General features: G+C 66.9%; 24 protein-coding genes and 2 tRNA genes. 14 read left to right on the top strand and 12 right to left on the bottom strand.

The features are described from left to right. The first annotated feature begins 3 nt into the window (after nt 1-3). From VGE49_RS05590 to VGE49_RS05580, 3 genes are all read left to right on the top strand, one after another. On the top strand, nt 4-690 hold the full coding sequence (locus VGE49_RS05590) for a cold-shock protein (protein ID WP_414643600.1): 687 nt from the start codon (nt 4-6) through the stop codon (nt 688-690). A gap of 22 nt (nt 691-712) precedes the next feature. Continuing rightward, complete coding sequence (locus tag VGE49_RS05585) at nt 713-1,189, top strand: DUF192 domain-containing protein (protein ID WP_331033577.1); 477 nt, start codon at nt 713-715, stop codon at nt 1,187-1,189. A 67-nt stretch (nt 1,190-1,256) separates the two neighbouring features. Next, nucleotides 1,257-1,333: transfer RNA gene (locus VGE49_RS05580), tRNA-Pro, on the top strand. Nucleotides 1,334-1,391: 58 nt separating this feature from the next. Here the strand turns inward: VGE49_RS05580 and VGE49_RS05575 are convergent. Continuing rightward, on the bottom strand, nt 1,392-3,134 hold the full coding sequence (locus VGE49_RS05575) for an amidohydrolase (protein ID WP_331033576.1): 1,743 nt from the start codon (nt 3,132-3,134) through the stop codon (nt 1,392-1,394). 270 nt (nt 3,135-3,404) lie between these two features. Next, nucleotides 3,405-4,139: a polysaccharide biosynthesis/export family protein gene (locus tag VGE49_RS05570; protein ID WP_331033575.1), complete on the bottom strand. Its 735-nt coding sequence runs from the start codon at nt 4,137-4,139 to the stop codon at nt 3,405-3,407. Between the two features lie 104 nt (nt 4,140-4,243). On the opposite strand from VGE49_RS05570, the gene VGE49_RS05565 reads away from it, so the two are divergent. Then, on the top strand, nt 4,244-5,689 hold the full coding sequence (locus tag VGE49_RS05565) for a GumC family protein (protein WP_331033574.1): 1,446 nt from the start codon (nt 4,244-4,246) through the stop codon (nt 5,687-5,689). Nucleotides 5,690-5,748: 59 nt separating this feature from the next. After that, a complete protein-coding gene (locus tag VGE49_RS05560; protein ID WP_331033573.1) occupies nt 5,749-6,450 on the top strand; it encodes a P-loop NTPase family protein in 702 nt (233 codons plus the stop codon). On the opposite strand, the gene VGE49_RS05555 is transcribed toward VGE49_RS05560, so the two are convergent. The 5 genes from VGE49_RS05555 to VGE49_RS05535 are packed head-to-tail and all read right to left on the bottom strand — an operon-like array spanning nt 6,447 to nt 11,974. Next, nucleotides 6,447-7,400, bottom strand: coding sequence for a glycosyltransferase family 2 protein (locus tag VGE49_RS05555; RefSeq protein ID WP_331033572.1), 954 nt, complete (start codon nt 7,398-7,400; stop codon nt 6,447-6,449). The two genes, VGE49_RS05560 and VGE49_RS05555, sit on opposite strands and share 4 nt — an antisense overlap. Continuing rightward, a complete protein-coding gene (locus tag VGE49_RS05550) occupies nt 7,397-8,140 on the bottom strand; it encodes a polysaccharide deacetylase family protein (RefSeq protein ID WP_331033571.1) in 744 nt (247 codons plus the stop codon). Before VGE49_RS05550 ends, VGE49_RS05555 begins: the two co-directional genes overlap by 4 nt. Beyond that, nucleotides 8,137-9,069, bottom strand: a complete 933-nt coding sequence (locus VGE49_RS05545; protein WP_331033570.1) for a glycosyltransferase family 2 protein — start codon at nt 9,067-9,069, stop codon at nt 8,137-8,139. The genes VGE49_RS05550 and VGE49_RS05545 overlap by 4 nt, the downstream gene beginning before the upstream one ends. Then, nucleotides 9,066-10,517, bottom strand: coding sequence for a lipopolysaccharide biosynthesis protein (locus VGE49_RS05540; protein ID WP_331033569.1), 1,452 nt, complete (start codon nt 10,515-10,517; stop codon nt 9,066-9,068). The genes VGE49_RS05545 and VGE49_RS05540 overlap by 4 nt, the downstream gene beginning before the upstream one ends. Beyond that, complete coding sequence (locus VGE49_RS05535; RefSeq protein WP_331033568.1) at nt 10,517-11,974, bottom strand: exopolysaccharide biosynthesis polyprenyl glycosylphosphotransferase; 1,458 nt, start codon at nt 11,972-11,974, stop codon at nt 10,517-10,519. Before VGE49_RS05535 ends, VGE49_RS05540 begins: the two co-directional genes overlap by 1 nt. Before the next feature lie 236 nt (nt 11,975-12,210). Here VGE49_RS05535 and VGE49_RS05530 point away from each other — a divergent pair. After that, nucleotides 12,211-12,302 (top strand) — tRNA-Ser (locus tag VGE49_RS05530). Between the two features lie 39 nt (nt 12,303-12,341). Here VGE49_RS05530 and VGE49_RS05525 read toward each other — a convergent pair. Further along, entirely contained in the window at nt 12,342-12,509 is a 168-nt protein-coding gene (locus tag VGE49_RS05525; protein WP_331033567.1) for a hypothetical protein, read from the bottom strand. 286 nt (nt 12,510-12,795) lie between these two features. Here VGE49_RS05525 and VGE49_RS05520 point away from each other — a divergent pair, with 286 nt between their 5' ends. The 4 genes from VGE49_RS05520 (at nt 12,796) to VGE49_RS05505 (ending at nt 16,715) form a co-directional block, all read left to right on the top strand. Next, nucleotides 12,796-14,193: an ammonium transporter gene (locus VGE49_RS05520; RefSeq protein WP_331033566.1), complete on the top strand. Its 1,398-nt coding sequence runs from the start codon at nt 12,796-12,798 to the stop codon at nt 14,191-14,193. A 76-nt stretch (nt 14,194-14,269) separates the two neighbouring features. Beyond that, nucleotides 14,270-14,995 carry a TorF family putative porin gene (locus VGE49_RS05515; protein ID WP_331033565.1) on the top strand — a complete coding sequence of 242 codons (726 nt, stop codon included), beginning with the start codon at nt 14,270-14,272 and terminating at the stop codon, nt 14,993-14,995. A 104-nt stretch (nt 14,996-15,099) separates the two neighbouring features. Continuing rightward, on the top strand, nt 15,100-15,405 hold the full coding sequence (locus tag VGE49_RS05510) for an SCP2 sterol-binding domain-containing protein (protein WP_331033564.1): 306 nt from the start codon (nt 15,100-15,102) through the stop codon (nt 15,403-15,405). A gap of 104 nt (nt 15,406-15,509) precedes the next feature. Beyond that, on the top strand, nt 15,510-16,715 hold the full coding sequence (locus VGE49_RS05505; protein WP_331033563.1) for an acyl-CoA dehydrogenase family protein: 1,206 nt from the start codon (nt 15,510-15,512) through the stop codon (nt 16,713-16,715). 69 nt (nt 16,716-16,784) lie between these two features. Here the strand turns inward: VGE49_RS05505 and VGE49_RS05500 are convergent, their stop codons facing one another. Together VGE49_RS05500 and VGE49_RS05495 are read right to left on the bottom strand one after the other, a co-directional pair. Next, the gene (locus tag VGE49_RS05500; protein WP_331033562.1) at nt 16,785-17,018 is read right to left on the bottom strand and encodes a hypothetical protein; all 234 of its coding nucleotides are present in this window, start codon (nt 17,016-17,018) and stop codon (nt 16,785-16,787) included. A 58-nt stretch (nt 17,019-17,076) separates the two neighbouring features. Next, nucleotides 17,077-17,667 carry a sigma-70 family RNA polymerase sigma factor gene (locus VGE49_RS05495; protein ID WP_331033561.1) on the bottom strand — a complete coding sequence of 197 codons (591 nt, stop codon included), beginning with the start codon at nt 17,665-17,667 and terminating at the stop codon, nt 17,077-17,079. A gap of 186 nt (nt 17,668-17,853) precedes the next feature. On the opposite strand from VGE49_RS05495, the gene egtB reads away from it, so the two are divergent. Then, nucleotides 17,854-20,010 (top strand): ergothioneine biosynthesis protein EgtB, encoded by a 2,157-nt coding sequence (gene egtB / locus VGE49_RS05490; protein ID WP_331033560.1) that lies wholly within the window; start codon nt 17,854-17,856, stop codon nt 20,008-20,010. Between the two features lie 68 nt (nt 20,011-20,078). Here egtB and VGE49_RS05485 read toward each other — a convergent pair whose 3' ends face one another. Further along, nucleotides 20,079-20,312: a con-10 family general stress protein gene (locus tag VGE49_RS05485; protein ID WP_331033587.1), complete on the bottom strand. Its 234-nt coding sequence runs from the start codon at nt 20,310-20,312 to the stop codon at nt 20,079-20,081. Between the two features lie 241 nt (nt 20,313-20,553). On the opposite strand from VGE49_RS05485, the gene VGE49_RS05480 reads away from it, so the two are divergent. Beyond that, nucleotides 20,554-20,832, top strand: coding sequence for a hypothetical protein (locus VGE49_RS05480; protein ID WP_331033559.1), 279 nt, complete (start codon nt 20,554-20,556; stop codon nt 20,830-20,832). A 1-nt stretch (nt 20,833) separates the two neighbouring features. On the opposite strand, the gene VGE49_RS05475 is transcribed toward VGE49_RS05480, so the two are convergent. Then, nucleotides 20,834-21,535, bottom strand: a complete 702-nt coding sequence (locus tag VGE49_RS05475) for an MBL fold metallo-hydrolase (RefSeq protein WP_331033558.1) — start codon at nt 21,533-21,535, stop codon at nt 20,834-20,836. Between the two features lie 172 nt (nt 21,536-21,707). Here VGE49_RS05475 and tig point away from each other — a divergent pair, with 172 nt between their 5' ends. Next, a complete protein-coding gene (tig, locus tag VGE49_RS05470) occupies nt 21,708-23,051 on the top strand; it encodes a trigger factor (protein ID WP_331033557.1) in 1,344 nt (447 codons plus the stop codon). 160 nt (nt 23,052-23,211) lie between these two features. Further along, nucleotides 23,212-24,135: a hypothetical protein gene (locus VGE49_RS05465; RefSeq protein ID WP_331033556.1), complete on the top strand. Its 924-nt coding sequence runs from the start codon at nt 23,212-23,214 to the stop codon at nt 24,133-24,135. Nucleotides 24,136-24,295: the final 160 nt, after the last annotated feature.

Here is a 24,295-nt window from a genome sequence, read left to right as displayed (position 1 = left end):
CGCTTGCTGTTGCTTCCATGCGCCATGATCGCATCACGGCTACGCTTGGGCTTAAAATCGTCATTTTTGTTTTCCCGAGGTTCGAAGAACCGTGTTAATCCTATTCCGCCTGAGTTGTTTGCGGGCGGGGGTTGGCAAGTGGCGGATTTCGAAGGGACTGAAGCGTCGGAGATCGTTCGTATCGCCGGCACGGTCAAATGGTTCGATCCGGGCAAGGGTTACGGCTTCATCGTGCCGGACCAGCCGGATCTGACGGAACTCAAGGACGTTCTGCTGCACGTCAGCAGCCTGCGCGAGGGCGGCCACGAGACTGCGTCCGAAGGGGCGCCGGTGACGTGCGATTGCGCGCGCCGGGCCAAGGGCTGGCAGGTCGTGCGCATAGTCGATCTGGGCGAAGGCCTGGCGGCGCCCGTCCGCCGAGAGGTCGCGCGTCCGGCCTCGTCCGCGGCGCGAGCGAATTTCGAGCTGCCGCCCGGCGCGCCGCTGGAGACGGCGGTCGTCAAATGGTTCAATCGCACCAAGGGCTACGGATTCGTGGTGCGTGACGGCCAGGCTGGCGATATCTTCGTCCATGTTGAAACGCTGCGCCGCTGCGGACTGGATGACCTAGTCCCGGGCGACGCCGTGCAGGTGCGGTTCGCCGAAGGTCCCAAGGGGCTGGTGGTGGCCGATATCAGACCGGGCGACTGATCGCCCATTGAAGGGCGAGGCCATGAATTTCAGTCGTCGTATCCTGCTGGCGGCCGCGCTTTCCGCCGCGAGCCTGTCTTCGGCCTGCGCCCAGAGCGGGCCGGTGGACGCAGCCGGACGGGCGCTGGAGCCGCTAAGCATCGTGACCGCCTCGGGCGAGCACAAGTTCATGGTCGAGATTGCTGACGACGACGCCGAGCGCGAACGTGGCCTGATGTATCGTCCGCCGCTGGAAGACGATCGGGGCATGCTGTTCCAGTTCCCGGCCGCGCGCGAACAGAGCTTCTGGATGAAGAACACGCCCAGCTCGCTGGACATCATCTACATCGACCCTCAGGGCCGTATCGTCTCGATCGCCGCTCACGCCACGCCCTATTCGGAGACGCCGCTGCCGTCGAACGGCGCCGCCAACGGCGTGCTGGAGCTGCGCGCCGGCCGGGTCCAGGAGATTGGCGCCAAGCCGGGCGATCAGGTGCGCCACCCCTTCTTTCGCCCCTGATGTGGATTAAGGGCGCTGACGCGTTGCGGCGCGGCGCCCGTCGTGCCAATAGGGCGCTCCATCGGTTCGGGGTGTAGCGCAGCCTGGTAGCGCATCTGGTTTGGGACCAGAGGGTCGGAGGTTCGAATCCTCTCGCCCCGACCATGGATTTAGCTCCGTCAGGCGCCGTATCGCCAACGGGACCCGCCCACAGGGCGATCATTCATCCAGACCAGACCTCACGGCCTTCCTTCCATGTGCTTGTCGCCTTGATCTCGGCCAGCTTGTCGCGGTCGATGGTCATGGGGTTATCGGTCAGGATGGTCATGTCGGCCAGCTTGCCGACGGTCAGTGAGCCCTTCTTGTCGTCCTCGTAGTGCTGCCAGGCGGCCCACAGGGTCATCGCCTTCAGGGCGATGTCGACCGGGACGCATTCGTCGGCGCCGAGGATGTCGCCCGAACGGGTGCGACGCGTGACCGTGGCCGATAGCACGCGCATGGAGTCGGGATTGGCCACGGGCGCATCGTGGTGGCTGGTGAAGCGCATGCCGCGCCGCAAGACCGAGGCGCAGGGCGAGATGAACTCGGCCCGGCGCGGTCCCAGCACCGAGTCCCGATGGTAGTCGCCCCAGTAGAAGGTGTGCATGGGGAACAGTGACGGCACGATGCCCAGGGTCTTCAACTCGTCCAGCTGATCCATGCGGACGGTCTGGCCGTGGATCAGGACCGGGCGGCGGTCCTTGGCGCCGTGTCGCCTGGTGGCGTCGCTGACCGCGCCGATCAGCAGGTCGATGGCGGCGTCGCCGTTGGCGTGGACCTCGATCTGCCAGTCGTTCCTGAAGGCCAGCTCGATGGCGTCTAGAGCCTGTTGCTCGGTCACGGCCGGATAGCCGCGATAGGAGGCGGGCTTGCCCTCGGGCGGCACGTAGTAGGGCTGGGACAGCCAGGCGGTCTTGCCCTGGGGCGAGCCGTCCAGCGTCAGCTTGACCCCGCCGATGCGGAACTTACCGACATAGTTCTTGCGATACAGCGGCGTCGCCATGACGTCGGTCGAGGTGAGGATGTCGGGGAAGGACAGGATGTCGATCGGCAGTTCGCCGCGCTCGGCCATCTGGGCCATCAACTGGCAAGAGCCGGTCGAGGACCGCCCGTCCTGGGCCGTGGTGTAGCCGAAGCTGGAATAGAAGCGCGCGCCCTCGCGGATCATCTCCATGTTGGCCTGGACGTCGAGGCGGGTGAACAGGGCCCCCATGACGGCGAAGAGGGCGGTTTCCTCCATGACGCCGTTGGGCTCCTGCGAGCCGTCCTCGCGGCGGAAGGCGCCGCCGTCGGGGTTGGGGGTCGAGGTGCTGATCCCCGCCGCCTTCAGGGCCGCGCTGTTGGCCACGCCCAGGTGGCCGGACTGATGCAGGAAGAGGATGGGGATGCTGTCTGAGATGGCGTCCAGTTCGGTCCGCGTCGGATGGCGGCGCTCTTTCAGCTGGGAGTCATCATAGCCGAAGCCGATGACCAGCTGGGTGTCGCGGACCAGCTGTTCGTGCGCGTTCATCCAGTCGCGGGTGATGCGCTGCAAGGCAGGGATGTCGTCGCCCTGACCGTCCGGCGCGGGCAGGAGGTTAGCGTAGCGCGCCTGCAGCCCGACCATCGACACGTGGCCGTGGGGATCGAAGAAGCCCGGCAGCAGGGTGCGCCCGTCCAGATTGACCACCCGGGCGCCCCGGCCCACGGCGGCGCGGGCTGCGTCCAGCGAGCCGACGGCGACGATGACCCCGTTGCGCACCGCCACGGCCTCGGCTGTCGGCATGGCGTCGTCGATGGTCAGGATCGGGCCGCCGGTGAAGATCAGGTTCGACGCAGCGTGCGCGGTCTGGGCCATGCTGTGGCCTCCGATGAGGGACGTGCCGGCAAGGGCGCCTGCGCCGGCCAGAAGGGTGCGACGGCTGGTCGGCGGTACGAGCAGGGTCACGATCGGCTCTCCTGTTCAGTGATACGGAAGGGCCGGTTCATTTCGGCGCCTTCCTGTCGGTGATGATCGAGTCGATCCCCGGCCTTTTGCGGAACGGTCTCGTGCGAGACAACCAGGGCGGGCAGGCGCAGAGGACAAGACTGGCTGCGGCTGTCTGATACGCCGTGGAAATTCTCATAACGCCAGCCCCCGCCCTTGATGGGCGTCCCGGCCTTGGCAACGTGCAGACAAGCTGAGCGGTTCCGCCGAAAAAAGCGCGCCCAGCGTCGATCAGGTCGAGGCGTAGCCGCCGTTCAAGGCGTAGCTGAAGCCGATCGGCAGGGCCGAGCGGAACAGGGTGAAGAAGGCGGCCAGTTCCCCCAGCGTCGAACGCGGGACGAAGATGATGTCCCCCCGACGCAGGGCCACAACCTCCGCCTGACGAGGTCGCAAATCTACGACCCGCATCATTCGCACGCCGCCGGGACCGCGCCGGATCAAGGCCGCCTGCTGCGTCCGGGCCGAGGGCAGGGCGCCGCCGGCCATGATGATCGCCTGATAGGCGTCGATGTCGCCCGGCATGTCGAAAACGCCGGGATTGCGGACTTCGCCGTCCACCCAGACCTTGAGCGGACCGGCCTGACGCAGGGTGACTTCGACCTCGGGACGACGCAGTTGCGTGGCGTATCCGGCTGAAACGTCGGCCTCGAGCTGGGCAAGAGTGCGGTCGGCCGCCATGACGTGGCCGAGCAGGGGCAGGGAGACGCGCCCATCGGGGCCGATCTTGAGTTGCCGCGTCAGCTCGCTGGCTGTCGGCGTCGCCACCTCGATCTCGTCGCCGGGATAGAGCAGGTATTCCGGCTCGACGTCGGTCCAGTCGGCGAAGGCTACGTCGGGGAACTGGTCGGCAGGAACGCCCTGGACGCGGCGTGCGTCGTCTGCGCCCGAGCTCGCGCAGCCAGCCAAGCCGGCGGCCAGACCCATCAGGACAAGGCGACGATCAGGAATCATGGAAGCGGCGACCAAGCTGGAATTCAGGCTGGTCAGAGGCTGAACGCTTATGGGTAACGCGTGGTTAACGCGCAGGCCGCAAAGGTGCGCCTGACGATTTCAACGGATTCGCCCTGTTCATGCGTTCGACCGCCTATGCAGCAACCCGGCCGCGGTATGGCGTCATGGACGTCGTGGCGCTGCTGTCGCGCGAGCTGCTGGTGATGACCCTGGTCTTCGTCGTCCTGTTCGGCATCGGCGCGGCGGCGGTTCTGACGCTGAAGAAGACCTATACGGCCGGGGCCAGCCTGTTCGTCGGCGTGGGCCAGGAATACGTCTATCAGCCGCGGGTCGGCGCGACGGACCGGGCGACGCCGCCAGCCGCCGGCGAGGTGGCGCAGTCGGAAGCCGCCATCCTGAACAGCCTTGAGGTCAAGCAGCGCGTCGTGCGCGCCCTGGGCGTCGAGACCTTCCAGGAAGGCCAGCCGGCGACCGGCTCTGCGGCGGAGCAGGAAGCCTCGGCCGTGCGCGCCGTCGGTGCGGGCCTGGACGTCACGGCGGCGCCGCTGAGCCCCGTCGTGGGCCTGTCCTACAAGAGCGATGATCCCGCACTGTCGGCGCGGGTGCTGAACACGGTGATCGACCAATATCTGACCTATCGCCGCGAGATATTCCAGGACCGCGCGACGCCGGCGATTCAGACCCAGCGTCAGACCTTCGAGGGCGAACTGGCGGACGCCGACCGGGCCTATGAGGCCTTCCTGCGCAGCAACGACATCGGCGATTTCGCCACCGCCAAGGCCACCCTGGCCGGCACCTATCAGTCGACCTTCGCCGAGCGCATGAACGTGCAGGCTCAGCTGAATCAGGCGTCGCAACGGCTGGCGACCCTGGTGGCGCAGCAGAACCGGACGCCCGCGGAAATCGCGCTACAGCAGGACCTGAACATCTCGGCTCAGGACCAGATCCTACAACTGCGAACCCAGCGCGAAACCCTGCTGTCGCGATATCAGCCTGACGCCCAGCCGGTGCGCGAGATCGAAAGCCAGATCGCCCAGCTGCAGGCCTATGTCGGCACGGGCACGGCGGTCGGGGCCAAGGAGGTCCGCACCGGGCCGAATCCGATCTGGACCGAGTTGGAGACCACCCGCATCAACGCCCAGGCCGAGCGGGACGCCCTGGCGGCGCGGCTGGCGGTGCTGGATCGTCAGGTGAATGACCTGCGCCAACGTCAGACGCGGCTGACCGAGCTGGAATCGCGCAACGCCACCCTGTCGGGCAACCGCGAGGTGCTGTCCGCCTCGATCCGCGAGTTCCAGCTGCGCGAGACGCAGAGCCGCGCCGACAACGAGCTGGTCAAGGCCGGGGCCGACAACGTGACGGTCATCGAGCGCGCCCAGCCGCCGTCCAAGGGCAAGAGCCTGAAGGCGCCCCTGATGATCGGGGCCTTCCTGTTCGCGGGCTTCACGGCCCTGTGCGTGGGGCTGCTGCGGGTCTTCCTGCGGCGCGGCTTTGCAACGCCTTCCACCGCCAGCCGGACGCTGCAACTGCCCGTCCTGGCCGTCGCGCCAATGAAGCGGGCCTGATCCGTCGGCGTCCGGCCATGCTAGGCTGAGACCTTGAGGGCGAGCGCGTAACCGATTCGATGGTCGATCTGACGACGGAAATGGCGGGACTGTGGGCGGCGCTGGGACCGGCGCCGGCCCATCGCGGCCGCGTGATCCAGTTCGTCTCGGCGACCTCAGGCGAGGGCGTTTCGACTGTGGCTCGCGAGTATGCGCGGCTGGCGGCGGTTCGCGCCAGAAAACCGGTCTGGCTGATCGACGGCGATCTGGCCCAGCAGGGGCAGATAGACGCTATCGCCGCCGAGCCGGAACGGTTCGGGCGACTGGCGGCGCCGGTTAAGGCGTCGCCTGATGGTTCGGCCTTCTATGCCGTGACGCCGCCAATGCGAGGGCGCGACGGTCGGCCTGTGGCCCCGGCGCGGCTGATGACGGCGCGGGCCTGTCTGGGCGGCCGCCTGTTCGTGACGCGCTTTCACACCGAACTGACCCGCGCCGGCCAGCGGGTCGAGCCTCTGGGCGAGGCGCGATACTGGACGGCCCTGCGGGCCCATGCCGACACCGTGGTGATCGACACGCCTGCCGCGGACCGCAGCGACATGGCCATCACCCTGGCGCCCTTCGTCGACGCCACAATCATCGTCGTGGCCGCCGAGACGACGGCGGCGGGCGAGACCGTGGCCCTGCGCGACGAGATCGACGCCGTGGGCGGCCACATCGCCGGGGTGGTGATGAACCGCTCGACCTGGACCCCGCCGGCGATTCTGAACCGTCTGGCGGGCTAGGCGGAGGTTTCGCGCTCCAGCCGCGCCAGTTCGCGCGCGCCGTAAAAATGGGGCTCGAAGCCTTTCATCCAGAAGATTTTTCCGACGCCGCGCGCCGTGCGGTCCAGCATCTCGGCACGCTTCGGGCTGCCGATCAGGGTCAGGCCCAGGGCGGCGACGCCCCAGGCGACGGCTTGCGCCGCGCCGACGGCCATCCAGCGCGCGACGCCGGGCCAGTCGCGCGACGCGGCGGCGGTCTGGCTGGGGCCCTGACCATAGGCGAAGGCGCGGGTCAGGGCGTAGCCCAGCGTGGCCCGGTGCGGCGGCGCGAACTCGTCCACCCAGGCGTCGGCGGCCCAGCCGAAACGGCCGCCGCGCGCCGCCAGAGCGGCGAACAGGGCGTCGTCCTCGCCGCCTGACTGATCGGCGGCGACGTTGAAGGGCGCGTCGCCGGGCAGGGCGGTCGCCCGCACCAGCAGGGCGTTGCCGCATCCGTAGGGGGCGTCGATCACCTGGGTCACGGTCGGGCCTTCGCGGCCGAAGAAGCGTTCCAGATAGGGGCGGGTCCAGCCGGTCCCGTCCGGCACGCGGCCGCGAATGGGGCCGAAGACGGCGTCGGCGCCGGTCGTGGTCTGGGCGGACAGCAGGGCCGCCAGCCAGCCGGGCGAGGCGGCTTCGTCGTCGTCGAGGAAGGCGATCAGCGGCGCGGTCGTGGCGGCCAGGCCCTCGTTACGCGCGGTGGCGACGCCGGGGCAGGGAGCGTGTCGCCAGATGATCGGCACGGTGGCCTCGTCTGTGAGGCTTTTGACGGTTTCGCGTGAACTGGCCTGAGGGTCGTTGTCGATGACCACGATCTCTCTCAGGCGATCCGAGACGCCGGTCTGGAACAGGGCCGACAGGACCGCCCGCTTCAGGCTTTCGGGACGGCGCAGAGTGGGGATGATGACGGCGACGTCCGGTGCGGCGCTCATGCGGCCAGAACCTCGCCGATGGTGCGGATGTCGCAGCCGGCGTCGCGGGCGTGAGCGATCAGCCGGTCCAGGGCGTCGGGCGTGCAGCCCCAGGGCGAGGGCGTTTCGCGCACGTCGTGGGTGTAGAGGATCAGCCAGGCGTTTTCGGCCACGGCGCGGTCGATCCAGGCGCGGGCCACGACCTCGCCGTCAGGGCCCTCGATGCCGACGCCCGGCAGTTGGTTGCGGTCGCCGCCGTCATGGACCAGTCCCTTGTGCACGCCGCGGAGCGAGGCGTAGCGCGCGCCCAGCTGTTTCTTGGCGCGGGGCGAAACCTCGCCGTAGGGGTAGGCGAAATGCAGCGGAGCGGCGCCGAGGCCGCACAGGGCGGCGTCGTTGGCGTCCAGATCCGCGTCCAGTTCGGTCGGCGAGGTGCGGTGGCAGTCGACGTGGTTCAGGGTGTGGCCGGCGACCTCGTGCCCCCGATGGATCAGGGTCTCGATCTCGGCGGAGTCGGCGAAGCGGCCCATGTGGCCCTGCTGTCCGAACAGGCCGGCGCAGACGTAGAAGGTGCCGCGCGCGCCGTGTTGTTCCAGCGCCTGCGCCCCTGCGTGGGCCGCGGTGGCCGGGATATCGTCGAAGGTGAAGCTGACGGTCGGCCGAGCGAGCCTCAGGCGGGCCGGACGGCGGTGCGTCAGTCGAGCGAACCGGCGACGCAGCTTGCCCGCCAGACCGACGTCAGGGGTGTAGGGCTGGATCATATCGCCTCCGCATAGAGGGCCACGCGGTAGAGGCGCAGGCTGAAGGCGCGCAGGGCGACCGGCAGGACAGAAGCTCCCGCGATCCGCTTGAACAGGGGGCGGATCATCTTGAGGCCCGGCACGGCTTTCAGGCGCCGCGCGACGCGATAGCTGGGATAGGCGGCGACAAAGTCGGGATGGCGGGCCACGACGCGGGCGAAGTTGGGCGCCGACTGCTCATATTTGGCCGCCAGGATCTCGACCGTGTCCAGGCCCATGTGGGTGGCCGGATTGTCGACGTGTTCGACCTTGAAGCGGCGCGACACGCGCATGGCCCATTCCACATCCTCCCAGCCCCAGCCCGTGAAGCCGGGATCGAAGGCCTCGGCCTCGAACACGTCGCGTCGGATCAGCAGATTGGAGGTGAAGACGTGCTTCTCGGGCTGCAAGGCGCGCTGGTCGCGGGGCGTGCAGTCCGAGCGCGCCGCCATGCTGCGATGGACGGCGAAACGGGCGTCGTCAGGGGCCTGCAGCAAGGAGAAGCCGCCGAAAGCCGCCGCCGCCCCGCCTGTGGCGGCCAGATCGGCCCAGATGCGCAGGAAGCGGTCATGGTCGGGACGCATGTCGCTGTCGAGGAACAGCAGGCCGGACCCCCGCGCGGCGGCGGCCAGGCGGTTGCGACCGATTGAACGGCCCTCGTTCTCGGACAGGGAGATCAGGCGGATCGGCAGGGCGCAGGCGTCGATCCGGGCGATCAGCCGAGCGGTGAGCGCCGCATCCCCGGTGCCGTCGTCCAGCAGGACGACCTCGGCGGCGCCGTTCAGCGATGAGGCTTCGCGGTCGAGCAGGGCGATCAGGGCCTCGGGATCGTCGCGCAGGAAGGGGATCAGAACCGACAGCATCGGTCTGGCGGCGGCCCAGGCGGCGTTGTCGTGAACGTAGGCGCTCATGCCGCGGCCCTCCGTGCCTGGAAGGCTCCCAGCAGGCGCGTGGCCAGATCGCGTGCGCCGCCCGCGTTCAGGGCGAAGGCGCAGACGCCATAGACCGCGGCGCCGACGGAGGCGTCCAGCATCAGTTCGGGAAAGCCGCCGATGGGCGGCAGGAACCAGACGGCCAGCGCCATGGCGGCGCAGCTGACGCCGCAGGTCATGAGACAGCGCCACGGCACCGGCAGGGGCAGGATGCGGCGTCCCATGCCCCATGAGGCGAGCAAGCCGACGGCGAAGCTGGCCGCCGTGGCCCAGGCCGCGCCTTGAACGCCGAACGGCGGGATCAGCACGACGTTGAGCGCGACGTTGGTCAGGGCGGGCACGCACATCGCCGTCAGCAGCCAGCCGGTGCGACGGCCCAGGGTGAAGGCCTGATGGAAGTAGTAGACGGTGAGGCCCGACAGCAGGGCCGACAGGGCGATCCACGGCGTCACCAGAGTCGCGGCGTCGCGCAAATTCTCGCCGATCATGAACTCCGACAGCGGGCGCGCCACCAAGGCCACGCCGACGGCGGCGGGCAGGCCGATCAGGACCAGGGTCGAGGCCTGTTCCCGGGCGGCAGCGGCCAGTTGCTCGCGTCCGCCGCGCTCCAGCGCCATGACCAGGGCGGGCGTGCCCGCCGCCCCCAGCCAGATGAACAGGACGTCCAGGGTGCGGTTCGCGATGCTGTAGCCCGCATGATAGGCGCCGACCGCCGCCTCGTCCATGAACAGGGCCAGCAGGAAGCGATCGGTGGATGACAGGACGATGGCCAGGCCAAGGGAGGCGGCGATCGGGTAGCCGTAGACGGCATAGGTCTTGAGCCGTTCGCGATCGATGTAGCCGCTGCGCGCCTCGCGCAGTTCGCCAGGCAGGATGAAGGGCAGGGCGAACAGGGGGGCGATCAGAAGGCCCGCCAGCGGCGAGGCGCCGCCAGCGCCGCCCAGCGCGAAGGCCGCTCCCACGCCGAAACCGGCCAGGGTGTTCCAGATGTCGAGGCTGGCGGCCTTTCGCACCTCGCCCGCCGCGCGATACCGCTCCTGCGCCAGCTTGGTCAGGCAGCGCACCGGGATGCCGATCAGACCGACGGCGATCGGCAGGCGCAGATCGTGCGGCATGGGCCAGAGCCAGACGATCAGGCCCGCCAGCGGCAGGAACAGACCGGTCAGGATGAAGGCGGTGCGATACAGGCTGGCGAAATGGCTGGCCATGTCGGCGCCTTCGCGCTGGGCGGCCCAGAATCGCGCCATGGCGGCCTCCAGCCAGCTGAAGGTGGCCACATGGGCCATGGTCATGACGGAAAACGCCAGAGCGTAGCGGCCGAAGTCCTCGGGGCTGAGCAGGCGCGTGTAGACGATGATGGCCAGGAAGCCGACGACGCCCTGGATGATGTTGGCGGGCAGATAGCCCAGCACCCCGCGCCAGAACATCAGCGCACCGACATCCGGTCGCCCAGCAGGACGGGAATGGTGACGGCGATGATCCACAGGTCCAGCCAGAAGGACTGGCGCTCGATGTAGTCGATGTCGAGCTGGACGCGGCGACGCACCTCGGGGGCGGTGTGCATGGGGCCGCGCGAGCCCTTGATCGCGGCCCAACCGGTCATGCCGGGCTTGATGCGGTGGCGGTGGGCGTATTCGGCGACCAGACGGGCGGACTCCACCGCGCCGGTCTTCATGCCGATGGCGTGCGGACGCGGCCCGACCAGCGACATTTCGCCCCGGATCACGTTCAGCAGTTGCGGCAACTCATCCAGGCTGGTGGCGCGCAGGAAACGACCTATGCGCGTGATGCGGTCGTCGTCGGCCGTGACCTGACGGCTGGCGGTCGCGTCGGCGGCGGCGTGTCGCATGGTGCGGAATTTCCACACTACGATCTCTTCCTGGTTGAAGCCGTGCCGGCGTTGACGGAACAGGGCCGGACCGTCGCTGTCCAGGCGGACCAGCAAGCCGATGAGCAGCAGGAAGGGCGACAGCAGGACCAGACCGATCGACGCCAGAACCACGTCCTGAAGGCGCTTGTTGAAGGCGCGACGATCAGGATCAACAGGGCCTTCCAGCGGCGCCATCGGCGCCTGGGCCAGCTTTTCCAGCGCGGCGTTGCGCTGTTCGGCGGTCTTGGGGTCGATCAGCAGGGTCAGGCGAATGGGCAGGGCGCCGAGGCGCGCGGTCAGGTCGCGCACGCGCGACTCGGCCTTGGGATCGATGGCCAGGACGATGCGGTCGACATAGGGCGTCAGCCGGTGGTTCAGCAGGGCGTCGGCCTCGCCCAGCACCGGTACCCCCTCCACAGCATCGGGCGAACGGGCCAGGCGGTCGTCGAACACGCCGAGCACATTGAGATCGCGGCGCTGCAGCGCCTCCTGGATCAGGCGCTCGGCGTGGCGGGTGGCGCCGACGACGACGATATTGGGGGTCAGGGCGCCCTTGCGGCGCCAGTCCGCGACCAGAAGGCTCCAGGCCGCATGGGCCGCAAGCAAGAGGGCCAGAACGCCCGCGCTCCAGCGGCTATAGCCGCCCCACGGCGTCATGGCGCCATGCAGGGCGTATCCAAGAATGAAGGTCAGCGCCGCGCCGATGGCGATCACGCAGGCGACGGACGCCAGATGCGACAGGAAGCCGTGGCTCTTGTCGAACCGATAGAGGCCCAGCGATCGGAGCAGGCTTAGAACGGCCACGGCGCCAAGGATGAGCGGCGCTGCGTCAACCAGTCGCGCCGAGAGGGGCGCGCCGTCCGCGAGACGCGCGACGGCGACGATCGTCGCGGCTGTGACGCCCAGAATATCCAGCACGCGGAAATGGAAGACGCGCAACCGCGTGGCGTTGCGTTGGCGGGTGTTCAGCCACAGGTCGGGCCGGAACGGGCCGCGCCGCGCCTTTCCGGGCATCGAGAACGAATCACGCGCCGCCGAAGCCGATTCGCGGACGCGTCGCGCCTGTACGCCGGAGTCATCCGCTGCAGGAAAGAGGGTGTCGGCGGACGTCATGAGGCGAACAGTGTGATCCTGTGGCGTAGAACAGGCCTATATTCGTGGCATACAGCCTGTCTATCCCCCGTTAACGCGACAGTTTTCAGCTCCCCCGTTGCGCCGGGGCGAATGACCCGCTATCCACGCCGCCTGCCGGAGACGTGGCCGAGTGGCTGAAGGCAACGGTTTGCTAAATCGTCGTACCCTGTAAGGGGTACCGAGGGTTCGAATCCCTCCGTCTCCGCCAGACCGCCTTGCCGAAAATCGGCGCGGATCCTGACGATAATCAGTCGCCTGTCCTGTCGACAGGTTTCAGCGCCTGAGGCGAAACGCCGTCCTGGCGCAGGATTCGCCGGGCAATGTCCGGTGCGCCGATCATCGGCATGGGTTGTCCAAATCGTTCGCGCCAAAGCGCATCCAGGTGGGCCTCGTCAGGAGGCAGGGCTGTCGTCATCCTTCTTCCCTCCCTGTGGCGGGGAGGAGCACCATAGCCAGACGCGAACGACGGGATTGCAAAACCATGTCAGTCGCCAAGGGCGGATAGTTTTTCGACCGGTTTGGCGCACTTTGGGTAAGTCTAGGTCTCCATGAAGGCGATTTTCGATATCTTCATGCTGCGACTGGCTGAGGAATTGTGATCGAGGGGTGAAAAATTCTCAGGGACAGGCGCTTTTCCTCTTGTCGATTTTGCAGATGCGATAAACAGTTCGCAACTGCAAAATGCATGAGGGGATACACGCATGACGCAGTTCAAACACAGCTTGCCGGGGCTCCTTGCCCTGCTTTGTCTAACCGGCGGATTGTTCGCCGTCGGAGCGGCGCTCGCCGCGCCTGATGCCGCCACTGTCGCCAATATCGCCAGCGCCGCTGTAACAGCGTCGGAGCCTGCTCCGGCGCTGTTTTCACATCAGGTTCCGCTGGAGCTGGATGCGGCGGGCACGGCCTGGCTGGGGACCTCCACTGCCCTGGTCCTGCTGATGACCCTGCCGGGCCTTGCGCTCTTCTACGGCGGCATGGTGCGCCGCAAAAACGTGATCGCCACCATCACCCAGTCGGTCGCCGCCTTCGCGGTGGTGTCGCTGACCTGGTTCATCGCCGGCTACACCATCGCCTTCGGCACGAACGGCGACGAAGGGATCAACCAGTATATCGGCAGTCTGGACGCCCTGTTCCTGAACGGGGTGACGGTGGACACGGCGCACAGCCTGCTGCCGGGCATCCCGGAGTTTCTCTGGGTCTCGTTCCAGCTGACCTTCGCCATCATCACCCCCGCGCTGATCACCGGGGCCTTCGCAGAGCGGTTGAAGTATTCGGGCATGCTGCTGTTCACGGCCCTGTGGTCGTTGATTGTCTATGCTCCGATCGCCCACTGGGTCTGGGGCGGCGGCTTCCTGGGCGCACAGGGGGTGCTGGACTTCGCCGGCGGCGCGGTGGTGCACGTCAACTCGGGCGTCGCGGGCCTGGTCTGCGCCCTGTTCCTGGGGCCGAGGAAGGGTTACGGCGTCGAGCCCATCACGGCGCACAACCCGGTTCTGACCATGATCGGCGCCTCGCTGCTGCTGGTCGGCTGGATCGGCTTCAACGCCGGTTCGGCCGGCGCGGCCAACGGCCTGATGGGCGCGGCCCTGATCAACACCCTGCTGGCGGCGGCCGCGGCCTCGCTGACCTGGAAGTTCGTCGAGGTGGTCTACAAGAAGAAGTGGTCGCTGATCGGGGTCCTGTCGGGCGTCATCGCCGGTCTGGTTGCTATTACCCCGGCGGCGGGCTTCGTCGATCCCAAGGGGGCGGTCATCATCGGCCTGATCGCCGGTCCGGCCTGCTACGTCTCGTCGGTCTGGCTGAAGAAGCTACTCAAGTATGACGACAGCTTGGACGCCTTCGGCCTGCACGGCGCGGGCGGCCTCGTCGGCGCCCTGCTGACGGGGGTCTTCGCCTCCACCGCGATCAACAGCCTGTCGGAAGGGGCCAATATCGGGGCTCAGGCCCTGGGACTGGTCTGGACCATCCTGTGGAGCGCGGTCGGCACCCTGATCATCCTGCTGATCTGCAAATACACCACGGGCCTGCGCGTCACCGACGAACAGGAAACGGAAGGCCTGGACGCTCACCTGCACGGCGAAGTGCTGGACGGCGTCTAGGCGGGGCGGGGCGCGGCGCCTCCCCGCCGCGTCCCATCCTCGAACCACGGCCCGGCCGCGCTCCACCCGCGGCCGGATGAGTAGGCGTGACCGAAAAAACAATCAGATTTCGAGGGGATATGTCATGAGAGTTGCTCTTGCTTGCGTTTCACTGTTGGCGCTGTCGTTGGGCGCCGGTGCGGCCCAGGCCCAGGTCCAGCCGGAGGTTGCGTTCAACGCGGCCGTCACCAGCGACTACGTCTTCCGGGGCTTCAGCCAGACTGACGCTAGCCCGACCGTGCAGGGCGGCGTGGATGCGACGGTCGGCCCATTCTACGCCGGAGCCTGGGCGTCGCAGGTGGATTTCGGCGACGACACCGACGCGGAGCTGGACATCTACGGCGGGGTCGCCGTGTCGGGCGGAGGCTTCGATTTCAACGTCGGGGTGATCGCCTATCACTACATCGGCGCGCCCAATGGGGCCGACTACGACAACGTCGAGTTCAAGGCGGCGGTGTCTCGCGGCTTCGGGCCGGTGACGGCGGGTGCGGCCATCTACTATTCGCCAGACTTCTTCGGACCGGACGAGCAGACGACCTATGTCGAGGGCAGTCTCGGCTATGCGCTGCGCGACAACATCAGCCTGAGCGGCGCCTACGGCAAACAGTATCTCGACGTGGGTGATGACTACGCCACCTGGAACGCGGGGGTGAAGTTCGGCGTCACGGAAAAGATCTCGCTCGATCTGCGCTACTGGGACACGGACGTCGACAGCGATCTGAGCGACAGTCGTTTGGTGGCGACGCTGGGGCTGGGTTTTTGAGGACAAAGCAAGGGAAGGCGGTCGCGCCTTCCCTTGCGTGATCTTGGCGCCGCCGCCGGGGCGGGCTACGCCTTCGCCTCAACCTTCTCTTGGGAGAGACGCACATGGCCGATCTGGCTTCCGTCACCGAACACATCCGCGGCGCCGTCGGCGAAAACTCGGGCCTGGGCAAGACCGTCAGGCTGGACCTGGGCGACGTCGGTCAGATTTTCATCGACGCTGTTTCCGTGCCGAACTCGGTCAGCAACGACGACAAACCCGCCGACGCCACTGTCTCGATGAAATGGGACGACTTCATCGCCCTGTCGGAAGGCAAGCTGGACCCGATGATGGCCTTCATGCAGGGCAAGCTGAAGATCGCCGGCGACATGATGATCGCCCAGAAGCTGGCGCCTCTGCTGAAACGCTGATGCGTTCCTGAGCAACCAGAACCAGAACGGCGCGGCTCCCTCGGGGTCGCGCCGTTTTGCTGTCGGCGCTCGAAGAAGCGCGTTGAAAACCTGAGGATACGACCATGAACTTCGCCCTATCCGAACGCGGTCTGATGTGGCGTGCGCATCTGTCGCGCTTCATCGATGAGCATGTGGCTCCGGCCGAGGCGGAATATCGCGCCCAGGTTCATGCCAATCCCAAGGTTCAGCCGCCGGTGATGGAGGCGCTGAAAACCAAGGCGCGCGAGGCCGGGCTGTGGAACCTGTTTCTGCCAGGCGATCACGGGGCGGGGCTGACCAACCTGGAGTACGCCCCCCTGGCCGAGTTGATGGGCCGTCGCCTGTGGTCGGCCGAGGTGTTCAACTGCAACGCCCCTGACACCGGCAACATGGAAGTCCTGCATATGTACGGCGACGCCGTGCAGCAGGAGCGGTGGCTGGCGCCCCTGATGGCGGGCGAGATTCGCTCGGCCTTCCTGATGACCGAGCCGGATGTGGCCTCGTCGGACGCAACCAATATCCAGACCAGCATCGTTCGCGACGGCGATCATTATGTGATCAACGGGCGCAAATGGTGGTCGACCAATATGGCCCACCCCAACGTCGCCATGACCATCGTCATGGGCAAGACGGATCCGGACGCGGCCACCCACCAGCAGCAGAGCCAGATCATCGTGCCGACGGACACGCCCGGTTTCCGCGTCGAGCGGATGCTGTCGGTGTTTGGCTATGACGAGGCGCCGATCGGTCACGCCGAGGTGGTGCTGGAGAATGTCCGCGTGCCGGTCTCGAATCTGATCGCGGGCGAGGGGCGGGGCTTCGAGATCGCGCAAGGGCGGCTTGGGCCGGGCCGCATCCACCACTGCATGCGGGTGATCGGGGCGGCGGAGCGGGCGCTGGAGCTGATGGTCGAGCGACTGCTGACGCGCACCGCCTTCCGCAAGACCCTGGCCGAGCATTCGGTGTGGGAGCAGCGCGTGGCGGAGGCGCGCACCAATATCGAGATGTGCCGTCTGCTGGTCCTGAAGGCCGCCTGGATGATGGACGAGGTCGGGGCCAAGGGGGCCAAGTCCGAGATCGCCCAGATCAAGGTCGCTGCGCCGCGCATGGCGCTAAAGGTCATCGACGACGCCATTCAGGCGTTCGGCGGGGCGGGGGTGTCGGGCGATACGCCTCTGGCCGAGCTTTACGCCACGGTGCGGACCCTGCGGATCGCCGACGGCCCGGACGAGGTGCACAATCGCACGATCGCGCGGCTGGAGTACGCCAAGCATAGCGGCCGTCACTGAACAAGAAACGGGGCCGTAGCAGTTCGCTATGGCCCCTTCGCCTATGCCGCTATGCGACTGTTTCAGCTATCAGTGCCGCTTGTCGGGCCGATATACTTGGTGGCGATGGTGCGAACCAATGCCGCCTTCCGTCACGTCGCTGACGAAGAAGTTGGGGCTATGCCGCTGCGGGTGTTCGGCGCCGAAATGGCGACGAATCCATCCGACAAGACCTGTTTCCCTTCTCTCCTCTTTGGAGGCGTTCATAGACGGGTTGTCCTGATCGGACGGGTTGCGGAGTTGGGTATGAAGTGGGTTCATCATGATCGACTCTCCCGGGTCTGTCCCTAAAACTGGGTAGACGAGGCGGCGTTCCTTCTGCCTAGCTGTCATCCTTGATTACATTTTGGTCAGCTTCGACAGGGGGTTCCATGTCGAGCAGCAAGGCCAGGCGATGGCGCGCGCGATTGACGCGGCTCTTGATCGTGCCGACGGCGCAGCCCGATATGTCGGCGGCTTCCTGATAGGACAGGCCCGCCGCGCCCACCATGACGATGGCCTCGCGGTGTTCGGGCGGAAGGGCGTTCAGAGCCGCCTGCAGGGCCGTCAGCTCGGCGGTCCATTCCTGGCTGGCCTCGGCGGTCAGCCCGGCGGCGTAGCGGCCTTCCTCGTCGGGGACTTCTCGTCGGCGCTTGGCGGCGCCCGTGTACCAACTGTTGCGCAGAATGGTGAAAAGCCAGGCGCGGAGGTTGCTTCCCGGCTCGAACCGCGCCCGGTGCGCCCAGGCCTTGGCCAGGGTCTCCTGAACCAGATCATCCGCATCCGCCCCGTTGCGCGACAGGGAAAAGGCGAAGGCGCGCAGGGATGGAATGAAGCCCATGATCGTATCACGCCAGTCGGCTGGGTCGATAATGCCGGCTGGACGGCGGGGGCCTGCTGTCGGCGGCCCTTCAGGCACGCGAACATGGGGCATGCAACGGAGGTCCTGAACTCTGGCGGACGACCCGGCGGCGGGTCGAGGGCGCTTGAGGAACGTCGCGTCCCGGCGACTGTTCCCCGCCGGACGCATCTGATCGCACGGAACCGGGGTCGATCAACCGGCATTGACTATCGTCGGCGCCGCATCGGCGTGGGCAAGGTGGAAAGGCGCTGGGTGCGAATGACACAGCCCGTTCGGGTGGCGATGAGCGTCGAAAGCGATCTTGAACGCTACCGTCGTGTGCGGGCGGCGCTGCCGGGTTTGGCCCAAGGGTTGTCGGCCGAGGATCTGGCGGCCCAGTCGATGCCCGACGCCAGCCCCGGCAAGTGGCATCTTGGTCATGTCAGTTGGTTCTTCGAAGTCATGTTGCTGGGCGCCCGGCCCGATTACCAGCCGGTCGATCCCTGCCTGCAGCCCCTGTTCAACTCCTATTACGAAGCGCTGGGGGATCGGGTCGAGCGACCTATGCGCGGTCTGATGACGCGACCTGGTCTGGCCGAGGTCATGGCCTATCGCGCCAAGATCGACGCCCGAATGGAGGCCCTGCTGGCCGACGGACTGAGGGGCGGGCTTGAGCGTTACCTGTTCGAACTGGGCCTGCATCACGAGCAGCAGCATCAGGAGCTGTTCCTGATGGACCTCCTGCACCTGATGGCCTGTTCGCCGCTGGATCCAGCGGCCTATGACGTCGAGCCGCGCTTCGGGCGGGGCGATGCCGCGCGAGGCGGCTGGATTTCGTTCGATGGGGGTCTGGCGCGCATCGGGGCCAGCGCAGAGGGCTTCGCCTTCGACAATGAGCGCCTTGAACACCAGGTCTGGCTGGAGCCCTACGCCCTGGCGGCGGATTTGGTGAGCAACAGCGACTGGATCCGCTTCATCGAGGACGGAGGGTATGGCCGTCCCGAGCTGTGGCTGAGCGATGGGTGGGCGGTGGTCCAGGCGGAGCGTTGGTCGGCGCCGCTCTACTGGCGCAAGGAGGCGGCGGGCTGGAGCGTCATGACGCTGGCCGGAAGACGGCCGGTCGATCCGGCGAAGCCCGTTCGTCATGTCAGCTTCTACGAGGCCGACGCCTTTGCGCGCTGGTCGGGGCGGCGCCTGCCGACCGAGGCGGAGTGGGAGCAGGCCGCGCGCAGACGGCCGGCGGACTTTTCCAATCTGGACGGCGAGGCGTGGCAGTGGACGGCCAGCGCCTATGCGCCATATCCGGGATTTCAGCCGACCGAAGGGACGGCCGCCGAGTACAACGGCAAGTTCATGGCCAATCAGATGGTGTTGCGCGGGGGATCGTTCGCGACGCCGCCGGACCATCGCCGGGTCAGCTATCGCAACTTCTTCTATCCGCACCAGCGCTGGGCGTTCTCGGGGGTGCGGCTGGCTTCGGACGCCGCGCCGGAGGAGAGCCTCATGGGCGATGACACGACAGACGCCTTTCGCCAGGATCTGATCGCCGGTCTGTCCGAACGACAGAAGGCGCTGCCCCCGAAGTGGTTCTACGACGCCGAAGGGTCGCGGTTGTTCGAGGACATCACGCGCCTGCCTGAATACTATCCGACGCGTCAGGAAGCGGCGCTGTTGCGGCGCGTGGCACCCCAATGGGCGGATCGCTTCGGCGCGGGCGCGGTCCTGGTCGAACTGGGCTCAGGCGCGAGCGAGAAGACACGGATCGTGCTGGACGCCGCGCCGGATCTCGCGGCCTATGTACCGATCGACATCAGTCCTGCGGCGCTGAGCGAGGCGGCGGAGCGCATTCGCGCCGATTACCCGGACCTCAAGGTCCTGCCGATCGTCGGCGACTTCGAGCACCTGGCGCCGCCGCCGCCGGAAGCTGGACCAGGGCGGCGGGTCGGCTTCTTTCCGGGGTCCACCATCGGCAACCTGACGCCGGAAGCGGCGAAGCGCCTCCTGCAATCGGCGCGCGAGGTTCTGGGGCAGGGGGCCTTCTTCATCCTGGGCGTCGACCTGGTGAAATCGCCTGCGACTCTGGTCGCGGCCTATGACGACGCCCAGGGCGTCACCGCCGCCTTCAACCGCAATGTTCTGGTTCGCGCCAATCGAGAGTTGGGGACCGACTTCGACGAGGCTGGCTTTGTCCATCGCGCCCTTTGGAACGACGCGCGCTCGCAGATGGAGATGCATCTGAAGGCCTTGCGTCCGATGACGGTCCGTCTGGGCAAGCTGGCGTTCCGGTTCGCCGAGGGGGAAACCATCCATACTGAAAGCTCGCGCAAGTTTGATCAGGCGTCCGTGCGCGAACTGGCCGAGGCTTCGGGATGGCGGCTGGAGGCGTTCGAGGTCAGCGACGATCCGGCCGTGGCCCTGGCTCTGTTGGCCGCCTAGCCCTCCCGGGCATGGAAACGGCGGCGCCGCCTCGAGGCCGCGCCGCCTATGCAGTAAGGTTCAACGCCCTAGCGTTTCGGAGTCGTGTCATCCGTATCGGCCTTGTTGCGTGCGCCGTGCGAGGCCTCGCCGCCCTTGCGACCGGCCTGCGCCGCAAGACTGCGATCCTGCGAGAAACTGCGTTTCTCGCTGGGAACGCTGGCGCCGCCCTTGCGGGCGATCTCGCGCTGGCGTTCGGGGTCCATCGAGGCGAAGCCTCGCTTGGAAACACCGGACCCGCGGGTGGGCTGACCTTCGGCCATTCGGCTGTTCCTTTCAAAGACGGTGGCGCTTGCCGGAGAGAACCCGGCGCCGCCGACGAGGTTCCGAACAAGCGCCATTTCCTTGTTCTGTGGGCGGTCGGTCCAAGGGAGGGGATGGGGGCGCGGGACGGCGTGTTCCCGAAACGACAGCGCGCGCCAGTCGCCGGTCCCGTTCAGTCAGGAACCGGCGGCGACCCGACGGGTTCAGGAACAGCCCCTTGAAACACCTGGAGATCGACCGATGGCTGAGCCCCATGTTCCCGACGTCTCGCCGGAAGACATCGTCAATGGAACGGCGACTGAAAGCCTGCGTCTGGAACAGGAGGCGGACGCTATCATCGCGCGCAATATTCCCCCGCGTCCGCTCCGCCAGGCCGTGCGCGAGGACGCCGCCGAAGCGCGCGCCTGGGCGGACCATCGCGTCAAACACGCGCGCGACGCCATCCGCGAGGAGCCGGTCCGTGCGATCCTCTACGCTCTGGGCCTGGGAGTGCTGATCGGCCTTCTGGCCGCGCGTTAGATCAGGACGGACCCGTCGCCGGGCGGGCTAGCGGTGCGCGCGACATGGCCTGATCCGAGACGTAGGGATTGGTCCGCCGCTCGGCCCCGAAGGTGGAGTGGGGCCCGTGGCCCGGCACGAAGGTCACGTCGTCGCCCAGGGGCCATAGCTTTTGCGTGATGGCGTGCAGCAGGGCGGCGTGGTCGCTGCGCGGAAAATCGGTGCGGCCGATCGAGCCTTGGAACAGGACGTCGCCGACCTGGGCGAAGCGGGCCTCGCGGTTGAAGAAGACGACATGGCCGGGGGTGTGGCCGGGGCAGTGGACGACCTCCCAGGTCGTCTCGCCCAGGGACAGGGTCTCGCCGTCGGCGAGGAAGCGGGTCGGGGTGAAGGTGCGGGCCTCGGGCAGGCCGTACTTCTGACCCTGGGTGGGAATCAGGTCGATCCAGAACTGATCCTCGGCGTGGGGGCCGATGATGTCCACGCCGGTCTTTTCCTGCATGTCCGCCGCGCCGCCCGCGTGGTCGAGGTGGCCGTGGGTGATCCAGATGGCGTCCAGCGTCAGGCCGCGCCGCGCGATCTCGCCGAGAATCGCATCCGCCGAGCCGCCGGGATCAATGACGGCGGCCTTGTTCGTCTTCGTGCACCAGACAGTGGTGCAGTTCTGCTGCAGCGGCGTGACGGGCGTGATGAAGACGCCGATGGGGGCGGGGTTCTGGCTCATGGTATTCCAGATAGCGACGGCTGAACGGCAAAGGAACCCGCGCGCGTTGACCTTTCGGCCCCTTCTCGACATAAGGGCGGGCTTCGAGGCGCCGCTCCAAAAAGGGCGGCCCTATTGCTTTATCCACCGCGCGCGCCGTTCGGCGTCGCCACAGAGCGTCAGAATCCCGACCATGCAAGTCGTCGAAAAGTCGAACGAAGGCCTCAGCCGCGTGCTCGCGGTGACCATCCCCGTCGCCGAGCTGAACGAAAAGCTCGAAGCGCGCATCAAGGAAGTCGCGCCGCAGATGAAGCTCAAGGGCTTCCGTCCGGGCAAGGTGCCGGCCGCGCACGTCAAGAAGACTTTCGGCCGTGACTTCATGGGCGAAATCATCAACGCCTCGCTGAACGAAACCAGCCAGAAGGCCCTGGACGACGCCAAGATCCGTCCGGCCGCTCCGGCCGAGATGAAGCTGATCTCGGACATGGACAAGGTCATCGCCGGTCAGGAAGACCTGGCCTATGAAATGGCCCTGGAAGTCATGCCCGACTTCACCCCGGTCGACCCCAAGACCCTCAAGCTGGAGCGCCCGACCTACACCGCTTCGGACGAAGACCTGGACGAAGCCCTGAAGGAACTGGCCTCGCAGGCCAAGACCTACGAAGACAAGACTGGCAAGTCGGTCAAGGCCGCCGAAGGCGACCAGCTGACCATCGACTTCGTCGGCAAGCTGGACGGTGAAGTGTTCGAAGGCGGTTCGGCCGAGGATGCTGACCTGGTGATCGGTTCCAACCGCTTCATCCCGGGCTTCGAAGAGCAGCTGAAGGGCGCCAAGGTCGGCGAAGAGCGCACGATCGAAGTGAGTTTCCCGGAAAAATACCAGGCCAAGAACCTGGCCGGCAAAGCCGCCACGTTCGACGTCAAGGTCAAGGCCATCAAGGCCGAGGCCGAAGCCAAGATCGACGACGAGTTCGCCACCCGCATCGGCCTGGAGTCGCTGGACAAGCTGAAAGAGCTGCTGAAGGCCAACCTGGACCAGCAGTACGCCGGCGCCGCCCGCTTCAAGCTGAAGCGCGCCCTGCTGGACCAACTGGACGAAGCCCACGACTTCGCCCTGCCGCCGAAGATGGTGGAAGCCGAGTTCGAAGGCATCTGGGCCCAGGTGTCGGCTGACAAGGACGCCGGCCGTCTGCCGGAAGACGACGCCAAGAAGTCGGAAGACGAGCTGAAGGCCGAGTACAAGAAGATCGCCGAGCGCCGCGTGCGCCTGGGTCTGGTGCTGGCCGAAATCGGTCGCGCCAACAACGTCGGCGTGACGGACCAGGAACTGTCGGGCGCCATCATGGCCGAAGCCCGCAACTACCCGGGCCAGGAAAAGATGGTTCTGGACTTCTACCGCCAGAACCCGAACGCCGCCGCCCAGCTGCGCGCGCCGATCTATGAAGAGAAGGTCGTCGACCTGATCGTCGGCGTCGCCGAGGTCAAGGACACCCCGATCACCAAGGAAGAGCTGCTGAAGGAAGAAGACGAGGGTTAACCCTCTTCGCCAACCGCAGATGATGAACAGGCCCTCGCGTTTCGGCGCGAGGGCTTTTTCATGGGGTCTGACCAAGAATTAATCTGTGCGTCGCGCGGGGCCTCATTCCGGCCTGCATGCTGATTTCAGTAATGTAACGACGAAATCCGGAGGGGTGGTGATGGGTGCAGTTTTCGCGGCGGGCCTGATGAGCATGGCGATGATGATCGCGCCGGCCGAGCAGGTGCGGTCCCCGCAAGCCGATGGGGCCCAGACCACGACCGCGCTTGAGGATATCGTGGTGCAGGGGCGTCGTCTGGACGAGCAGGTGCGGGGCTTTATTGACGAGGTCTCTGCTCCGCCCGTCGGGCGTGGACCCGCGAGGTGGCAGGACAATATCTGTGTCGGCGTGGCCAATCTGAGGGGCGACGCGGCGCAGTACCTCGCGGACCGCGTTTCCGAAGTGGCGATGGAAATCGGCCTCGAACCCGGGGAGCCCGGCTGTCGTCCCAACATCCTGATTATCGGAACGGATGACGGCTCGGCGATGGCGCGGGGGCTGGTCGAGGCCCGTCGCAATGTCTTCTGGCCGGGCGGGGCGGGCATGAGCCGCAGCCGGGCGGCGCTCGAGGCCTTTCAGAGCAATTCGGACCCCGTGCGCTGGTGGCATATCAGCGTGCCGGTCGACTCCCAGACGGGTTCGGTCGCCGTCCGGTTGCCCGGAGAGAGTGCTCCTATGGTCGCCAAGACGACGTCCGGTCGCCTGCGAACGACAATTCGGAACGACTTGAATCGTGTCATCATCATCGTGGATATGGCCCGGGCCGATGGTCTGGATATGCGCCAGATCGCTGACTACGCCGCCATGGTGGCGTTCTCACAGGTCGATCCGGATGCTGACACCCAGGGCTACGATTCCATCCTCAACCTGTTCCGTAATCCGCAGCAGACCCCGAGCCTGAGCGACTGGGACATGGCCTATCTGAAGGCCCTGTATGGCGCCGAGCTCAATCAAGCATCGGCGTCGCATCAGGCCGGCGAGATCCAGGGGCTGATGGCGCGGGATCAGAAGCGCGCTCAAGCGGCGGTTCCCGAATCCGATTGAGCGAGCGCATAAGCAGCCGTCGCGACCCTTGCGCCGTGCGGGTCGGGTGGTGATATCTTGGCGACTAAGGTCGCGGCAGCGAGTCGCGCCGGCAGAATTCGAAAAAGGCCTTCATGCGCGATCCGATCGACTACATCTCCAACAACCTGGTGCCGATGGT

The organism is Brevundimonas sp., assembly GCF_036405315.1.
Taxonomy (GTDB): Bacteria; Pseudomonadota; Alphaproteobacteria; order Caulobacterales; family Caulobacteraceae; genus Brevundimonas.
The sequence above is the reverse complement of the archived record's forward strand: the minus strand, read 5'-3'. Positions and strand labels throughout refer to the sequence as shown.

What these genes read in the sequence shown, in the direction of transcription:
- VGE49_RS05585 (WP_331033577.1), top strand. Translation starts at nt 713, where the DNA reads ATGAATTTCAGTCGTCGTATCCTGCTGGCGGCCGCGCTTTCCGCCGCG.
- VGE49_RS05565 (WP_331033574.1), top strand. Translation starts at nt 4,244, where the DNA reads ATGCGTTCGACCGCCTATGCAGCAACCCGGCCGCGGTATGGCGTCATG.
- VGE49_RS05560 (WP_331033573.1), top strand. Translation starts at nt 5,749, where the DNA reads ATGGTCGATCTGACGACGGAAATGGCGGGACTGTGGGCGGCGCTGGGA.
- VGE49_RS05555 (WP_331033572.1), bottom strand. Translation starts at nt 7,400, where the DNA reads ATGAGCGCCGCACCGGACGTCGCCGTCATCATCCCCACTCTGCGCCGT.
- VGE49_RS05550 (WP_331033571.1), bottom strand. Translation starts at nt 8,140, where the DNA reads ATGATCCAGCCCTACACCCCTGACGTCGGTCTGGCGGGCAAGCTGCGT.
- VGE49_RS05545 (WP_331033570.1), bottom strand. Translation starts at nt 9,069, where the DNA reads ATGAGCGCCTACGTTCACGACAACGCCGCCTGGGCCGCCGCCAGACCG.
- VGE49_RS05540 (WP_331033569.1), bottom strand. Translation starts at nt 10,517, where the DNA reads ATGTTCTGGCGCGGGGTGCTGGGCTATCTGCCCGCCAACATCATCCAG.
- VGE49_RS05535 (WP_331033568.1), bottom strand. Translation starts at nt 11,974, where the DNA reads ATGCCCGGAAAGGCGCGGCGCGGCCCGTTCCGGCCCGACCTGTGGCTG.
- VGE49_RS05525 (WP_331033567.1), bottom strand. Translation starts at nt 12,509, where the DNA reads ATGACGACAGCCCTGCCTCCTGACGAGGCCCACCTGGATGCGCTTTGG.
- VGE49_RS05520 (WP_331033566.1), top strand. Translation starts at nt 12,796, where the DNA reads ATGACGCAGTTCAAACACAGCTTGCCGGGGCTCCTTGCCCTGCTTTGT.
- VGE49_RS05515 (WP_331033565.1), top strand. Translation starts at nt 14,270, where the DNA reads ATGAGTAGGCGTGACCGAAAAAACAATCAGATTTCGAGGGGATATGTC.
- VGE49_RS05510 (WP_331033564.1), top strand. Translation starts at nt 15,100, where the DNA reads ATGGCCGATCTGGCTTCCGTCACCGAACACATCCGCGGCGCCGTCGGC.
- VGE49_RS05505 (WP_331033563.1), top strand. Translation starts at nt 15,510, where the DNA reads ATGAACTTCGCCCTATCCGAACGCGGTCTGATGTGGCGTGCGCATCTG.
- VGE49_RS05500 (WP_331033562.1), bottom strand. Translation starts at nt 17,018, where the DNA reads ATGATGAACCCACTTCATACCCAACTCCGCAACCCGTCCGATCAGGAC.
- VGE49_RS05495 (WP_331033561.1), bottom strand. Translation starts at nt 17,667, where the DNA reads ATGCCCCATGTTCGCGTGCCTGAAGGGCCGCCGACAGCAGGCCCCCGC.
- egtB (WP_331033560.1), top strand. Translation starts at nt 17,854, where the DNA reads ATGACACAGCCCGTTCGGGTGGCGATGAGCGTCGAAAGCGATCTTGAA.
- VGE49_RS05485 (WP_331033587.1), bottom strand. Translation starts at nt 20,312, where the DNA reads ATGGCCGAAGGTCAGCCCACCCGCGGGTCCGGTGTTTCCAAGCGAGGC.
- VGE49_RS05480 (WP_331033559.1), top strand. Translation starts at nt 20,554, where the DNA reads ATGGCTGAGCCCCATGTTCCCGACGTCTCGCCGGAAGACATCGTCAAT.
- VGE49_RS05475 (WP_331033558.1), bottom strand. Translation starts at nt 21,535, where the DNA reads ATGAGCCAGAACCCCGCCCCCATCGGCGTCTTCATCACGCCCGTCACG.
- tig (WP_331033557.1), top strand. Translation starts at nt 21,708, where the DNA reads ATGCAAGTCGTCGAAAAGTCGAACGAAGGCCTCAGCCGCGTGCTCGCG.
- VGE49_RS05465 (WP_331033556.1), top strand. Translation starts at nt 23,212, where the DNA reads ATGGGTGCAGTTTTCGCGGCGGGCCTGATGAGCATGGCGATGATGATC.